This window comes from Mycobacterium helveticum (assembly GCF_007714205.1).
In the GTDB taxonomy this organism is placed as follows: domain Bacteria; phylum Actinomycetota; class Actinomycetes; order Mycobacteriales; family Mycobacteriaceae; genus Mycobacterium; species Mycobacterium helveticum.
Genome location: NZ_VMQU01000054.1, coordinates 1 through 14,926, shown reverse-complemented (window position 1 = coordinate 14,926; position 14,926 = coordinate 1). Strand labels below are relative to the sequence as shown.

At 70.0% G+C, this 14,926-nt stretch carries 14 protein-coding genes; 3 read left to right on the top strand and 11 right to left on the bottom strand.

Features of this window, described 5'->3' with window-relative positions; genetic code table 11:
- Window positions 1-84 precede the first annotated feature (84 nt).
- The 3 genes from budA to FPZ47_RS14060 are packed head-to-tail and all read right to left on the bottom strand — an operon-like array spanning window position 85 to window position 4,200.
- Window positions 85-885 carry an acetolactate decarboxylase gene (budA, locus tag FPZ47_RS14070; protein ID WP_144952117.1) on the bottom strand — a complete coding sequence of 267 codons (801 nt, stop codon included), beginning with the start codon at window positions 883-885 and terminating at the stop codon, window positions 85-87.
- 5 nt (window positions 886-890) lie between these two features.
- Complete coding sequence (gene alsS / locus FPZ47_RS14065; RefSeq protein WP_144952118.1) at window positions 891-2,579, bottom strand: acetolactate synthase AlsS; 1,689 nt, start codon at window positions 2,577-2,579, stop codon at window positions 891-893.
- Between the two features lie 28 nt (window positions 2,580-2,607).
- Window positions 2,608-4,200 carry a Na+/H+ antiporter gene (locus FPZ47_RS14060; protein WP_210419905.1) on the bottom strand — a complete coding sequence of 531 codons (1,593 nt, stop codon included), beginning with the start codon at window positions 4,198-4,200 and terminating at the stop codon, window positions 2,608-2,610.
- Between the two features lie 118 nt (window positions 4,201-4,318).
- Between FPZ47_RS14060 and FPZ47_RS14055 the strand changes: the two genes are divergently transcribed.
- Window positions 4,319-4,771, top strand: coding sequence for a protease inhibitor I42 family protein (locus FPZ47_RS14055; RefSeq protein ID WP_144952120.1), 453 nt, complete (start codon window positions 4,319-4,321; stop codon window positions 4,769-4,771).
- A 28-nt stretch (window positions 4,772-4,799) separates the two neighbouring features.
- Here the strand turns inward: FPZ47_RS14055 and FPZ47_RS14050 are convergent, their stop codons facing one another.
- The 5 genes from FPZ47_RS14050 to FPZ47_RS14030 form a co-directional block, all read right to left on the bottom strand.
- Entirely contained in the window at window positions 4,800-6,074 is a 1,275-nt protein-coding gene (locus FPZ47_RS14050) for an alpha/beta hydrolase (protein ID WP_144952121.1), read from the bottom strand.
- A gap of 59 nt (window positions 6,075-6,133) precedes the next feature.
- Complete coding sequence (locus tag FPZ47_RS14045) at window positions 6,134-7,237, bottom strand: PPE family protein (protein ID WP_144952122.1); 1,104 nt, start codon at window positions 7,235-7,237, stop codon at window positions 6,134-6,136.
- A gap of 43 nt (window positions 7,238-7,280) precedes the next feature.
- Entirely contained in the window at window positions 7,281-8,096 is an 816-nt protein-coding gene (locus FPZ47_RS14040; RefSeq protein WP_144952124.1) for a PPE family protein, SVP subgroup, read from the bottom strand.
- Between the two features lie 271 nt (window positions 8,097-8,367).
- Window positions 8,368-8,694, bottom strand: coding sequence for a ferredoxin (gene fdxA / locus FPZ47_RS14035; protein ID WP_144952126.1), 327 nt, complete (start codon window positions 8,692-8,694; stop codon window positions 8,368-8,370).
- 31 nt (window positions 8,695-8,725) lie between these two features.
- Window positions 8,726-10,147 (bottom strand): FAD-dependent oxidoreductase, encoded by a 1,422-nt coding sequence (locus tag FPZ47_RS14030; RefSeq protein ID WP_144952128.1) that lies wholly within the window; start codon window positions 10,145-10,147, stop codon window positions 8,726-8,728.
- Between the two features lie 80 nt (window positions 10,148-10,227).
- Here FPZ47_RS14030 and FPZ47_RS14025 point away from each other — a divergent pair, with 80 nt between their 5' ends.
- Entirely contained in the window at window positions 10,228-11,172 is a 945-nt protein-coding gene (locus tag FPZ47_RS14025) for a LysR family transcriptional regulator (RefSeq protein ID WP_144952130.1), read from the top strand.
- A 16-nt stretch (window positions 11,173-11,188) separates the two neighbouring features.
- Here the strand turns inward: FPZ47_RS14025 and FPZ47_RS14020 are convergent, their stop codons facing one another.
- Genes FPZ47_RS14020 through FPZ47_RS14010 form a run of 3 tightly spaced genes read right to left on the bottom strand, consistent with a single transcriptional unit; the run spans window position 11,189 to window position 14,357 of the window.
- The gene (locus FPZ47_RS14020; protein WP_144952132.1) at window positions 11,189-11,905 is read right to left on the bottom strand and encodes a sirohydrochlorin chelatase; all 717 of its coding nucleotides are present in this window, start codon (window positions 11,903-11,905) and stop codon (window positions 11,189-11,191) included.
- Window positions 11,902-12,645 carry a phosphoadenylyl-sulfate reductase gene (locus FPZ47_RS14015; protein ID WP_144952134.1) on the bottom strand — a complete coding sequence of 248 codons (744 nt, stop codon included), beginning with the start codon at window positions 12,643-12,645 and terminating at the stop codon, window positions 11,902-11,904. Before FPZ47_RS14015 ends, FPZ47_RS14020 begins: the two co-directional genes overlap by 4 nt.
- A 44-nt stretch (window positions 12,646-12,689) precedes the next feature.
- Window positions 12,690-14,357: a nitrite/sulfite reductase gene (locus tag FPZ47_RS14010; protein WP_144952136.1), complete on the bottom strand. Its 1,668-nt coding sequence runs from the start codon at window positions 14,355-14,357 to the stop codon at window positions 12,690-12,692.
- Between the two features lie 500 nt (window positions 14,358-14,857).
- On the opposite strand from FPZ47_RS14010, the gene FPZ47_RS30660 reads away from it, so the two are divergent.
- A partial coding sequence (locus FPZ47_RS30660; protein ID WP_425461794.1) for a hypothetical protein occupies window positions 14,858-14,926 on the top strand: 69 nt, incomplete at its 3' end.

The window sequence follows — 14,926 nt, the reverse complement described above, 5'->3', positions numbered from 1 at the left end:
CACGCGGTACGCGTGTGCAGTCAACGATGCCGAACCGACGATGGCCTGAACAGTCCGTGAATTCCGCGTCGGGTGTCTGGTGCGTCACGGCTCGGGTGGCCGATCGGCCCCGGGGCCTTCGGCTTGGTCGATCCGTTCGGCGATGTCGGCGCCGGAAAGCCGCGCGTCGAGGAAGGCGCCGGACGTGGGCAGGCTCAGGTGCAGTTCCGCGGCGCCGCTGACCGCGACCCGTCCGTGCTCGAGGTCGAAGTCGAGGACGTGGCCACCGCCGGTGCGCTCGGCGTCGAGGAAGTGCAGGTGGTAACCGGCGACCGAGATTCCCTGCTCGAACTCGGGGGTGCGGAAACCGACCAACGTGCCGGTCGCGTCGGTGAACACCGTCTCGGCTTGCCCCTCGGTCGCCTGCGTCAGCGGAGGATAGGGCTCCTGCTGCGCCAGCACCGTGCGGGTGTGCAGCTCACGAAACCGGCCGGTGATGCGGATCGCGTAAATCAGGTTGGCGCTGGCGATCCGGCGGTCGATGGCATCGGCCACCGCCGCCCTGCCGGTGGGTTCGGCGATGTCGAACTCGAAGTCGGCGTGGAATCGGGTGACCGCCGCGAACGGGGTGCGATCGGTCGGGTCGGCCCGGGTGGCGGTTCCGTCGGCGCGCACCCGGTAGCAGACGCCGTCCAGGACGACCATCTCGCCGTCGAGGTGGTTGAAGGTGCCCAGCCCGAAGTCGCCGTGCCGCAGGATTTCGGCGACCGTGATGTCGCCGTCGTAGACGCCGTCCAGCAGCGCGCCGATCGTCGAGAACTGGTAGACCTCGGAGCCGGCCTGCTGGTGGGCGAGAAGCGTTGCAGCCCAATGGCGGAAGCGCTCGTATGCACCGGAAGCGTCCATCGTGGCTACTCGAAGGGGTCCTCGTGCAGGACCGCGGCCAGCTCGGGGTTGCGGCTGTAGTCCACGGGAACGTCGATCAGCGAGACGCCCGGCTCGGCCAGCGCCCGGCGCACGGTGGCACCGAACTCCTCGAGGGTTTCCACCCGGTGGCCGCGGGCGCCGAAGGCGGCCGCGTACGAGACGATGTCGTAGTCGCCGAGCGCAACCCCCGACGTGCGTCCGTATTTCAGGGCCTCCTGGAAGCCCACCATGTCGTAGGCGTTGTCGCGCAGCACGATATGGGTGAACGTCAGGCCCAGCCGCGTGGCGGTCTCGAGTTCCTGCGCGGAGAACAGGAATCCGCCGTCGCCGGAGACGGAGACGACCGGCGTGCCGGGCCGCACCAGGCAGGCGGCCATCGCCCACGGCAGGGCGACGCCCAGGGTTTGTTGGCCGTTGGAGAACAGCAGCCGCCTGGGCTCGTAGACCCGGAAGTGGCGGGCCATGTAGATGTAGACCGAGCCGATGTCGCAGGCGATGGTGGCCTCGTCGTCGTAGCCGAGTTCCTCGCGCAGCCGCAGCACGACCGCGGCCGGGTCGAGTCCCGGGCCGTCGGGGGCGCGCTCGCGCGCGGCGGCGTCGATGTCCGCCAGCGCTTTTCGCTGCCCGGCGATCTCGGCCCGGTAGGCATCGGACAGCGTGAGGCCGGCCAGCTTGTCGGTCAGCGACTCCAGGGTGGCCGCGACGTTGCCGAGCAGCTCGCAGGCGGGCTGATAGTTGTTGTCGATGTCGGCGGGTACCGAGTCGATGTGCACGACGGTGCGCCCGACGTCGCTGTTCCACAACACGGGGTCGTATTCGACGGTGTCGTACCCGACGGCGACCAACACGTCGGCGCGGGCCAGGACCACATCGCCGGGCTGGTTGCGGAACAGGCCCACCCGGCCCAGGAAGTAGTCCTCGAGGGCGCGCGACACCACTCCGGCGGCCTGGAAGGTCTCCACCACGGGCAGTCCCGTCGTGGCGACCAGGGCGCGCAGCGCCAGGCAGCTGTCCGGATCGGCGCCGCGGCTGCCGACGAGCAGCGCGGGCCGGCGTGCGGCCCGAACGAGCTCGCACGCCCTGTCGACGGCGAACGCCGGGGCCGTCGCCAGCGGCGGGATCGGTAGGCGGGCGGTGATGCCCGCGGTGGTCGGGGCGGCCAGCACGTCGGCGGGCAGCACGATCGCGGCCGCGCCGCGCGGCTCGCCGAGCGCGGCGCGGAACGCCGCGACGGTGGCCTCGGCGGCGTTGTCGGGGTCGTTGATCTCGCCGGTGAACTTGGTGACCGTTTTGAGCAACGCCGCGGCGTCCATGGATTGATGCGTGCGCTTGAGCCGGTCCCTGCGGCGCACGGCCCCACACAGCGCGACCACCGGGTCCTGCTCGGTGTTGGCGGTGAGCAGCCCGGTGGCCAGGTTGGCCGTGCCGGGACCGGATGTCACCAGGACGACGCCGGGCACGCCGGTGAGCCGGCCGACCGCCCCGGCCATGAACGCCGCGTTCTGTTCGTGGCGGCACACCACCAGCTGCGGGCCGCAGTCGACCAGGGCGTCATAGACGGCGTCGATCTTCGCGCCGGGCACGCCGAAGACGTACTCGACGCCCTGGGCCGAGAGCACCTCGACGATCTTGTCAGCGCTGCGCACGGGTTTGACGGGCTTGTTGAACACCATGTAGCCAGTGTGACCGCCCGGTGGCCGCTCAGGCGCCGTCGGTGGCGTCCAGGAGTTGCACCTCCTCGAAATCCATCTCCTCCTGCAACTCGCGCAGCACGATGTCGTCGATGAGGTTCTGGTTGCGCAGCGCGGTGATCTCGCGGCGTTTGTGTTCGAGCACCCCGAGGCGCACCCGCCGGACCAGGTCGTTGCGTTCGACCAGCTCGGCGGCCCCCGAGCCGTCGTTGGCCGAGACCAGCGCGGCGCGTTCCTCGTACTCCTTGCGGATCCGGGCCAGCAGCTCCTCGTCGACGCCGAGCTCACCGGCGACCAGCGGCAACGCCGTCAACGCGGCTTTGGTGCCGCGGCTGCGGGCCAGCTGCAGCTCCTTCTCGAGGGAGACGTCCTCGGGCATCCGGGCCCAGCGGACCACGGCGGGCAGCGTGCTGCCCTGCACGATGACGGTGACCAGGATCACGACGATCACGACGAAGACGAGCATGTTGCGGTCCGGGAACGGGGCGCCGCTCAGGGTGGTCATCGGCACGGCCAGTGCCGCGGCCAGCGACACCGCGCCGCGGAACCCCGCCCACGCGGTGACGAAGCGCATCCGCCAGCCGACGCGGCGGCCGCGTTGCAGCGCGCGGCGATCGAGCAGGCGGATGACCAGGGTGGTGCTCTCGCCCCAGAAGATCCGGGACCCGATGACGACGCCGGTGATCGCCAGAGCGATGTAGACGGCGTGCCGGAGCCCGCCCTCGACGCCGGCGATGCCGCGCAGCGCGCCCGGGATCTGGACCCCCACGAACACCCACAGCGAGCCGTTGATCAGGAAGGTCGCGATGTCCCAGAAGGCGTACGACTGCAGCCGCGACCGCGCCCGGATCACCACCGGCCCGTAGTAGGTGAGCATCAGGGCGGACACCCCGACCGCGACCACACCGCTGCAGTGCAGCGACTGGGCCAGCAGAAACGCCGCGAACGGGGTCAGCAGGCTCAGCGCCCCCTCCTCCAGCGGCGCGTCGAGGCGGCGGCGCACCTTGGTGACCAGCCCGCCGACCACGATCCCGGACACGATGCCGCCGACGTAGGACCCGACGAACCGGACGACCAGGTCGAGTGGGCCGACGGCGGCCCCACCGATCGCGACGTGCACGGTCAGGGCGAACAGCACGAGCGCGGTGCCGTCGTTGACGATGCTCTCGGCGCGCAGCACGGTCAGCGATCGGCGCGGCAGTTGCCGCTTGCCCAGGCCCGCCACGGCGGCGGCGTCGGTGGGGGACAGCACCGCCCCGAGGACGGCGGCAGCGTGTGACTCCATGCCCAGCGCCCGTGCCGTCCACGACACGGCCACCGCGGTGGCGATCACCAGGGCGACGCTGAGGAACACGATGATGCGCGCGTTCTTGCGGATCTCGCGGAAGCTGGTGTTCAAGCTCTCCCAGTACAGGATCGCCGGCAGGAACAGCAGCAGCACGATTTCGCCGTCGATCCGCACGTCACCGAACCGGGGGATCAGGCCCAGCAAACCCCCGAGCAGGATGAGCAGCACCGGCGGCCCGACGCGGTAGCGATGGCCCAGGACCGTGCCCACGATGACCGCGGATACCAGCGCAACGATCACGACGAGCCCAAACACCCGGTCCATCCTGCCGGAAATGCTTACCTGGCACCGTGCGGGGTGGCGCGGGGCCCGTGGCCCCTCGGCACCCGGCTGCGGTCGGACGCCAGGGCGGCGATATTAGGCTGCAAGGGACATGGGGGTACAGGTGCTGCTGGCGAAGATCAGGCTGATGGTGACGGTCGTGCTCATCTCGTGGGCGGCTGTGGGCTGCTCGTTTCAGTCCAGGACCCCTCCGTCTGACAAAACCCTGCAGGTCTCGATGGACGACGTGCTGCACAAGGACAACATCACCGCGAACGTCACGCTCGGCGTCGGCAACACGCTCACGGTGAAGCTGGGCTCGAACTACTCGACCCCGTACCGGTGGCAGGCGGACGCACGGATCGGCGATTCCTCGATCGTCCGGCAATCCAGCCACCGGTATGTGCAACCGACCACCGACCGGATGGGGGCGCCGGGCACCGAGGTGTGGACGTTCGACGCGCTGAAACCCGGCACCACGACGGTCACCACCTACTACGCGAGCTTTGTGGGCAAGGACAGCAAACCGGCGTGCACGTACACCGCGATCGTGACGGTGCATTAGGGGCCGGCGCGGTGGCGGGTAGCGACCCCTACGCGGCGGAGACCTGGCGCCGCGTGGCGTAGACCTCGGCGAGGAACTGCTCGACGGCGACCGCCGTGTGCGCCGCGCGGGCCGAGCCGAAGATGTCGAAGGCGTGCTGGGTGTAGGGCAGTTCGGCGTACACCACCGGCTGTCGGCTGACCGGCCGCAGGGCGCCGACGAAGGCGCGCGCCTGCTCGACGGGAACGAGCGAGTCGTTGCGGCCGTGCAGGACGAAGAAGGGGGGAGCGTCGGTGGACACGTGGTTGACCGGTGACGCCGTGCGGTAGATCTCCAGGTGCGTCGAGGGTCGTTGCTTGAGCACCGATTTCACGAGGAGCCCCGGCATCATGGGGTGCATCGCGTCGTTGAAACGCGTGAAGTCGTAGACGCCGTAGAACGGCACCGCGGCCTGCACCCGGGTGTCGGCGGCTTCGAACCCCGGCTGAAACTGCGGGTCGTTGGGTGTCAGCGCCGCCAGCGCGGCGAGGTGCCCGCCGGCCGAGCCGCCGGTGATGGCGACGAAGTCCGGGTCGCCGCCGTATTCGGCGATGTGCGCCTTGACCCACGCGAGCGCGCGCTTGACGTCGACGATGTGGGCGGGCCAGGTGTTGCGCGGGCTGTGCCGGTAGTTGATCGCCACGCAGATCCAGCCGAGTTCGGCCAGGTGGCTCATCAGCGGGTGGGCTTGCCCGCGTTTGTTTCCCGTCGTCCACGCCCCGCCGGGGATCTGGAAGAGCACCGGCGCCCTGCCGGCCGGGTCGAGGTCCGGGCGCCGCCAGATGTCGAGGTGGTTGGCGCCGCCGTATTCGCCGTAGCTGATGTTGGAGTCGTGGGCATAGTCGCGGTAGATGCGCATCATGCGCAGCACTCCCGGCGCCTTGGCGGTGCCGCTGCCGGCCGGCCGGCGCCACAGGTTGCCCGATTCGGTCACCCGGTCGGGTCCCAGCCCGCTGTCCAGCGCCGCCGTCAGCGGGACATTCGCCCTGTGGCCGGCGCGGCTGAAGTTCAGCAGGCCCACCGCCGAGATGCCTGCCACCAGCCAGGCGGACGCGCGCACCGGCCGGGCCAGACGGCGGGTGGTCGCGGCGAGCCCCCCGAGCTGACTGACCAGCGTCTGCAGCGGCAGTTCGGTAACGACCAGCCCCAACATGAACGAGAACAGCGACAGGTATCCGCGGCGCGCCAGCGGCCGGTAGGCGTTGAGGGTGGAAACGGCGGTCATCGCCGTCACCACCAACGACCCGATTTGCCTGAGGACGTGGACGACTCGAGCTTCGCGCATGCCGACACCATACGAGGCGGCCTGCGACCCCGGCCCCGGGTCCCGTCGTTTTCCTGGCCTCACACCAGCACGGACTTGGGCATCACGGTGGGCTTGACCCCGTACCGCGGGCCGCTGAAGCCCGGCGACTTCCCGGCGGTGGCCATGGCCGGCATGCCGGCCGGGACCGCCGTGGCCTCGTCGTCGGGTGCGACGGCCCAGCCCGACCCGTCCAGCGCCGCCGCCGCGGGCCCGGCGGGCGGGGCCGCCGCCGACCAACTGGCCGGCACCGACAGTGGGCCCACCGTGGACGCCTGCCCGAGCCCCGCCAGCATCGGCGGGCCGGCCATGCCCGTCGCCGCGGCCGGCTGTGCGGCGCCCACCAGAGCCGGCCCGCCCAGGCCGCCCGCCGCGGCCTCGGCGCCGGCCGCCGCGGCGGCACCCGACGAGGCGTTGAGGGTGTGGCCCAGTGACACCGCGGTGGGAATGGCGTTCATGGTGAACCACGCCGAGGTGTCGACGCCGCCGTCGATCGCGTTGGCCACCAACGGGATGCTCAGGAAGCTGTCGATCGGGCCGGCCTGCGCGGGTGTGGCGAGCGCGGCCACCGTGTGGGGTGCGGTCGAGATCAGCTGCGCCAGCCCGGCCTGGGCGGCCGGGTTGGCGATCGCCGACGGGGAGGTCAGCGGGTTCAGAAACGCCGCCCGCGCCGACGAGGCGGCGTAGCCGTACATGGCGGCGGCGTCCTGGGCCCACATCTCGGCGTACTGAGCCTCCGTCGCCATGATCGCCGCCGTGTTGAGCCCCAGCAGGTTCGTCGCGACGAGCGCAGCCAGCTGGGCCCGGTTGGCCGCGATCTGCGGCGGCGGAACGATCATCGCGAAGGCCGTCTCGAAGGCGGCCGCCGACGCCGTGGCCTGCGCGGCCGCGTGCTGGGCGTGCGCGGCGGTGGTGTTCAGCCACGCCACGTACGGCTGGACGGAGGCGGTCGCCGAAGCCGACGCCGGACCCGTCCATTGATCACCGGTGAGCTCGGCCATCACCGACTCGTAGCCGGCCGCGGTCGTGCTCAACTCCGCGGCCAGGGTGTTCCACGCCGACGCGGCGGCCATCATGGGTGCGGCGCCCGCACCGGCGTACATGCGCGCGGAGTTGACTTCCGGGGGTAGCGATCCGAAATCCATTGTGCTGCACTCCTTTTCGATTCGCTTTGGGTGGCCTGGGTTTTCAGACGCCCGCCGGGCGTCCCATCACGGTGGGTTTGACCCCGTAGCGAGGGGCGCCCAGGCCGCCGGCCTTGCCGGACGCGGCGACCGCCGGCATCCCGGCGGGCACGGCCGTCATCGCCGCGCCGTGGGGCGGCGGGGCGGTCCAGCCGGCCAACGTCGCGGCGCCGGAACCGACCGGCGGGGCGGCCGGTCCCGCCGCCCAGCCGGGCGGCACCGACAGCCGCCCGACCGTGGCCGCCTGGCCGAGACCGGCCGCGATCGGCGACCCGCCGAAGCCCGCCGGGCCCGTCGCGGTCAGGGCCGGCCCCGGGCCCGCCGCATCAACGGGGACGGCGCTCAGGCCACCCTCCTGCGGGGGAAGCAGCCCGCCGGCCGCCATGTTGAGCAGGTCCGACGCGGCGGCGGAGTAGTTGCCCGCCCCGATGTTGACGATATTGGCGAAACCACCCGACAACCCCGCGGGTATGACCTGCGCGCTGGTCCCGTTGACGGCACCGGAGAACGCCGACAGCGGCGACGCGGTCGCGACGGAGTTGGCGGACTCGGTGACCGCGTAGGAGGCGGCGCTGGTTCCCAGGGTGTTCACGAACAGCTCGTGGATCGCCGTGGCCTGGGCGCTGACGGACTGGTACAGGTTGCCGTACGTCGCGAAAAGCGCTGCCTGCAAACCGGATACCTCGTCGGCGCCCGCGGGCGCGAGGCTCGTGGTCGGGACCGCCGCGGCGGTGTTCTCGTCGGCCAGCGCGGAGCCGAGGGTCTGCAGCTTACCCGCCGCGTAGGTCAGCGCTTCGGGGTGGGTGATCACGAACGACATCGATGTCTCCTTATCCGGCCGTGCAGCGAATACGGGACGGGAAGCGCACCGCCGGAGGCGCCGGCGCCTCACCACCGGTTGCCGACCACCGCGCGAGCAAATCCCGGCGCTTTGCATTGTTCTCGGCCGAACGCGGATTGGACAGCTATTGCCCGCCGGACACGCGGCTTTTCGGGGCGCGGGCTCGTCAGGGCCGTCGCGCACGCACAAAACGCCGACCTCTGACGACGCTGTCAGAGGCCGGCGTGGCCAACTGTGAAAAGAAGGCCTGTTATGTTGCCTCGGCCCGGCTCTCCAGTGCCTTGACCGGGGCGGGGTCGTTGTCGGTCAGTCCGACCTTCGACGCCCCGCCCGGCGAGCCGAGCTCGGCGAAGAAGTCGGCGTTGATCTGGGCGTACTCGTTGTACTCGCCGGGCAGATCGTCCTCGTAGTAGATCGACTCGACCGGGCACACCGGCTCGCAGGCGCCGCAGTCGACGCACTCGTCGGGGTGGATGTAGAGCATCCGCGCGCCCTCGTAGATGCAGTCGACGGGGCATTCCTCGATGCATGCCTTGTCTTTGATGTCGACACAGGGTTCGGCGATCACGTATGTCACAGTGGTTCCTTCCTCATCAGCGGAACGGCTGTCAGCCGTGGGCTATCCGCAGTAGTTCGGTCAGGTTGGCCAGCTTGGCGCGGGGGCGACCGTGGGCCTCGCCGGCCTTGCGCTCGAAGCGGTCGATCAGCTGCCAGTGGTCGGCGGTGACCAGCTGGGGCTGACGCGAGGCCAGCCACGCGGCGAGCTCGCCGGCGTAGTCCCGAGAAGCATCCGCGTGCTCGGCCTGCCCCGCTTCCCGCGCCGCCTCCAGATCGGCGAGCAGGGTGTCGACGGTCTCCTGAGAGCACTTCTTGTTCGTGCCGATCACGCCGGACGGGCCGCGTTTGATCCAGCCGGCCACGTACTCGTTGCGGCTGCCGTCGATCCGGCCGTTGGTGTGGGGGATCGTGCCGGACCTGTCGTCGAAGGCCAGCCCCGGGATGGCCACCCCCCGGTAGCCGACCGAGCGCACCACCAGCTGTGCGGGCAGCTCCTCGCGTTCCCCGGTGTCCTTGGCCACCATCCGGCCGTTGGCGTCGGTGACCAGCTCGTTGCGGCCCAGCACGATGCTTTCGACCTTGTCGGTTCCCTTGATCTCGATCGGAGAGGTGAAGAACCGCAACACGATTCGCCGCTTGTCGGGATTGGCGGTGCGGCCGGCGTACTCGCGCAGGATCTTGATGTTGTTCTTGGTGATCTTGCCCGCCGCGGCGGCGTCCTCGTCGCTGACGTTCTCCAGGTCGGCGGGGTCGACCACCACGTCGACGCCCTCGAGCTCGCCGAGCTCGCGCAGTTCCACCGTCGTGAATGCGGCCTCCAGGGGGCCGCGACGACCGACGAGCATCACTTCCTTGACGCCGCAGGGCCGCAGGGTCTTAAGCGCGTGGTCGGCGATGTCGGTGCGGGCGAGCACGTCGGGCTCGGTCACCAGCATGCGGGCCACGTCGACGGCCACGTTGCCGTTGCCCACCACGACGGCGCGGGCCCCCGACAGGTCGGGCGCCATCTCCTCGAAGTACGGGTGCGCGTTGTACCAGCCGACGAAGTCCGTTGCGGCCACGCTGCCGGGCAGGTCTTCGCCGGGGATGCCCAGCGCGCGGTCAGACTGGGCGCCGACGGCGTAGATCACCGCGTCGTAGCGCTCGGCGAGCTCGGCGGCCTGCACCTGCTCGCCCACCCGCACGTTGCCGAAGAAGCGGAAACGGGGGTCCTCGGCGGTCTTCTCGAACTGCGCGCTGACGGATTTGATCTTGGGATGGTCGGGGGCGACGCCGGACCGCACCAGACCCCAGGGGGTGGGGAGCATTTCCAGCATGTCGATGGCGACATCGAAGTCTTCGGAGCTGTCGGCGGCCTTCAGCAGTGACGCTGCCGCGAAGAATCCTGACGGACCGGAACCCACGATCGCGACGTGGTAGGGACGTCCCCGGTCCAGTGTCGGTGTCTGAGCCTCAGTGGTTGGACGGGTCATAGTGTCCATGGTGGTCGCCGCGACAGGCCGCGAGTAGAGGTTTCGATGTTGTGGTGTCACAAGCTATCGTTGTGCCAACCATGTCGCTCAGCCCCCGCATGCCCGATTTGGCCTCTTTCGAGGTGTTTTTGGCGATCGCCGAAACGGGCAGCCTGGGCCGCGCCGCCCGCGAGCTCGGGTTGACCCAGCAGGCCGTGTCGCGGCGGCTGGCGTCGATGGAGGCCCAGGTCGGGGTGACGCTCGCGGTCCGGACCACCCGGGGCTCACAGCTGACGCCGGCCGGTGTGATCGTCGCCGAATGGGCGACCCGCCTGCTCGAGGTCGCCGGCGAGGTCGACGCGGGCATGAGCTCGCTGCGCAAGGAGGGCCGCGAGAAGATCCGGGTGGCGGCCAGCCAGACGATCTCCGAGCAGCTGATGCCGCACTGGCTGGTGTCGCTGCAGGCCGCGGGGGCCCGGCGTGGCGGCGCGGTGCCGCAGGTGATCCTGACCGCCACCAACAGCGAGCACGCGATCGCCTCGGTGCGCGACGGCGACGCCGATCTCGGCTTCGTCGAGAACCCGGGCCCGCCCAAGGGGCTGGGCAGCTGCGTGGTGGGCCACGACGAGCTGGTGATCGTGGTGCCGCCGGCCCACAAGTGGGCCCGGCGGCCGGGTGCCGTCACCGCTCGGGAGCTCGCGGAGACACCGTTGGTCGCGCGCGAACCCCACTCGGGGATTCGCGACTCGCTGACCGCGGCGCTGTGTCACGCGCTGGGCGACGACATGCGGCAGGCGCCGCCCGTGTTGGAGCTGACCTCGGCCGCGGCCATGCGCGCGGCGGTGCTGGCCGGCGCGGGGCCGGCGGCGATGAGCAAGCTGGCGGTGGCCGACGACCTGGCGGTCGGGCGGCTGCGCGCCGTCCACATTCCCGAACTGGACCTGCGGCGCCAGTTCCGGGCCATCTGGGTGGGCGGGCGCACCCCGCCCGCGGGTGCGATACGCGACCTGCTCAGCCACATCACCTCGGTCGGGTCTAAACAGTGACGCGGCGCAGCGGACGTCAGGCCGCGGATTCCTCGGCCAGCGCCTGCTCGTAGCGGTCCAGCAGGGTCTCGGCGACCAGCGGGTGATCCCCCAGCGGCGCGGCCATCGGGATGCCGTTCTCGCGGGCGTAGGTCGACACGCGGTCGGTGATCCGGCCCGGCGCCAGGAACCACGGCGCCATCACGACCCGGCGGGCCCCGCGGCGCCGCACCTGACGGATCGCCTGGGCGACCGACGGCTCGGGTCGGGTCGCGAAGGCGATCGTCGCCCCGGCCCAGCGGGTGCCGGCGGCCAGCATGGACGGCACCTGCGCGGTGCGCGCGTTGACCGCAGCGTGCGACGAGCCGATCGCGACCGCCACGACGCCGAGCTCGTCGTCGTCCGGGGACACCCCCGACTCGGCGAGTCGCTCGTGCAGAACCGACACCAGCCGGACGTCCTCACCGAGCACGTCGGCCTGCCGCACGTCCAGCGCGCCGGCCCCCGCGATCTGCTTGGGGATGTCCAGCCGCGCGTGGTAGGCGCTGGCCAGCAACAACGGGCTGACGACGGCGCGGCGGCCGTCCGGCAGGCCGGCCAGCACGTCGGCGAAGTTCGGGGCGTTGAGCTCCAGGAAACCCAGCCGCACGTCCAGTCCCGGCCGCATGCTCCTCAGCCGCTCGGCCACGGCGTGCGCATTGGCGGCCGACCGTGGATCGCGGCTGCCGTGCGCGGTGAGGATCAGCGTGCTCACGCGCTATGCAGCCCGCATTCGATCTTGCCCTTGCCCTGCCAGCGTCCGCTGCGCGGATCGGTGCCGTCGACCGGCTTGGCGGTGCACGGCGCGCAGCCGATCGAGGGGTAGCCCTCGTCGACGAGCGGGTTGACCAGCACACCGTGCTTGTCGATGTAGTTCCGCATGTCCTCGTCGGTCCAGGCGGCCAGCGGGTTGACCTTCACCAGCCCGAATGCCTCGTCGAAGCTGACGAACGGGGCGTTGGCGCGGGTCGGGGCCTCCACCCGGCGGATCCCGGTGACCCACGCGGAGTAGCCGCTCAGCGCCTTGCGCAGCGGAACGACCTTGCGCAGCCGGCAGCACTCGTTGGGGTCGCGGGAGAACAGGTCCTTGCCCAGCAGCTCGTCCTGCTCGGCCACGCTGTGCTCCGGGGTGACGTTGAGGATGTGGACGTCGTAGACGGACTCGACCGCGTCGCGGGTGCCGAGCGTCTCGGCGAAGTGATAACCCGTGTCCAGGAACAGGATCGGCACGCCGGGACGCACCTGGGCGGCCAGGTGCACCAGCACGGCGTCCTGCATGTTGGATGCGACGATGTAGCGGCTCGTGGCCCAGTCACGGGGACCCTCGACGGGACCGAAGTGCTCGTCGGTCCAGCGCAACATGTCCTCGGCGCCGGCACCTTCGAGCTCGGCCGCACCGCGCTCCGCAAGCTCACGCAACTGCTCCTCGGTGAAGTTGTTCACCACTTCGGTCATTTCGTTGTGTTCCTTCGTCGTAACGGTCGGCGTTTGTCGGCTGGTTATCGCAGGTCGGCTTCCTCGGCGCGCAGCGCCCAGTTGGCGAACCGCTCGCCGTCCTCACGCTGCTCGAGGAACTTGCGGGTCACCCGGTCGACGTAGTCGCCGAGTTCGGTGCTGGTGACCTTGTGCTGGCGCAGTTTGCGCCCGAAGTTGCTCTCCAGGCCGAGGCCGCCACCGAGGTGGACCTGGAAGCCCTCGACCGAGGTGCCGTCGCCGTTGTCGATCCACTGGCCCTTGAACCCGATGTCGGCGACCTGGATGCGGGCGCAGGAGTTGGGGCAGCCGTTGATGTGCACGGTGATCGGCACGTCGATCTTGTCGTTGACGTCGGACAGCCGCTCTTCGAGTTCGGGCACCAGCGACTGCGCGCGGACACGGGTCTCGGCGAACGACAGCTTGCAGAACTCGATGCCGGTGCAGGCCATCGTGTTCTTGCGCCAGCCCGACGGCTTCGACGGCAGGCCGAGCTTGTCCAGTTCGGTGACCAGGAAATCGACCTTGTCGTCGGGCACGTCGAGGATGATCAGCTTCTGGAAGGGGCTGAACCGGGCCCGGTCGGAGCCGACCTGCTCCATGAGGTCGGCCACCTTCTGCAGGATGGTGCCCGAGACGCGCCCGGCGATGGCGGCGACGCCGACGGCGTTCTTGCCGTTCTTGATCTTCTGCACGCCGACGTGGTCGATCGGGTGCTTCGCCGGCTCGGGTGCCGGGCCGTCGATCATCTTGCGCTTGAGGTACTCGGTCTCCATGACCTCGCGGAATTTCTCCACGCCCCAGTCCTTGACCAGGAACTTGATCCGGGCCTTGGCGCGCAGGCGCCGGTAGCCGTAGTCGCGGAAGATCTTGACGACGGCCTCCCACACGTCGGGGACCTCGTCCAGCGGGACCCACACGCCGACCCGCTGGGCCATCATCGGGTTGGTCGACAGGCCGCCGCCCACCCAGAGGTCCATGCCGGGGCCGTGCTCGGGGTGGTTGACACCGACGAACGCCACGTCGTGGGTCTCGTGGGAGACATCCTGCAGGCCCGAGATGGCGGTCTTGAACTTGCGCGGCAGGTTGGCGTAGTCGGGGTTGCCCAGGAAGCGGCGGATGATCTCGTCGATGGCGGGCGAGGGGTCGAGCACCTCGTCGAGCGAGTCGCCGGCCAGCGGGCTGCCGTGGATGCCGCGGGGGCAGTCACCGCAGGCCTCGGTGCTGGACAGGCCGACGGCTTCGAGCCGGCGCCAGATCTCGGGAACGTCTTCGATCTTGAGCCAGTGGTACTGCAGGTTCTCCCGGTCGCCGATGTCGGCGGTGTCGCGGGCGAACTCGGTGGAGATCTGACCCATCACGCGCAGCGTGTTGGCCGACATCGGCTTGCCGTCGGAGCGCACGCGCATCATGAAGTACTTGGACTCGAGCTTGTCGATGTTCTCGTCGCCGGTCCAGCCGCCGTCGTAACCCTGCTCGCGCTGGGTGTAGAGGCCCAGCCACTTGAAGCGGAACCGCAGGTCGGACTTGTCGATGCTCTCGAAGCCCTCTGTGGCGTACTTGTTGATGACCCGGTCGCGCGCGTTCAGCGGGCCGTCGTCGTGCTTGACCTGCTCGGCGTCGTTGAGGGGTTCGCGGCTTCCCAGCGCCCACTGGCCCTCATCGCGAGTCTTGGCGGGACGGGCTGTGGTCATATCGTCTCCTTCTCGAACATCGCCGGCCATGGATTACCGGTCTGAACCGCGCCGCACAGGTGATCGTTTGGGCTGCACACCCCCGCAGCACGCGCCTAAAACCAGGCTAACTCGACTTCAACAATGATGTTGGTCGGCAAGAGTTGCCCGCAGGCACGACATTGGACCTACGGGTCACGACATTGATGGTGCGCCGCTCAACGGGAGTTTGGTAGAGGTGTCCTCGTTGTGAGCCCACAAACTGCTGTTGTGTGTGCGGCTTCACGTTGACGGCGCGACGTTTGTGCGCCACGTTGATCTGGTTCTCTGGAACAGATTGCAGGACAGTAGTTTTCGTCTACGGCGACCGCCAACTGGTCTTCGTGATGCCGGTGTCGTTGTGGGCGGGCCGCGGTTGGGGGCATTACTGTTGGAAAATGGCACGGTAATCGATTCCCAGTAGGCTCGCGTTTTTCACTGGGTTTTCCAATGGGAACGTGGGCCCTGGCTGAAAGGTTCGTATGAGCGCCGACACTGTTCACGACGTGATCGTCATTGGTTCGGGTCCCGCGGGGTATACCGCGGCGCTG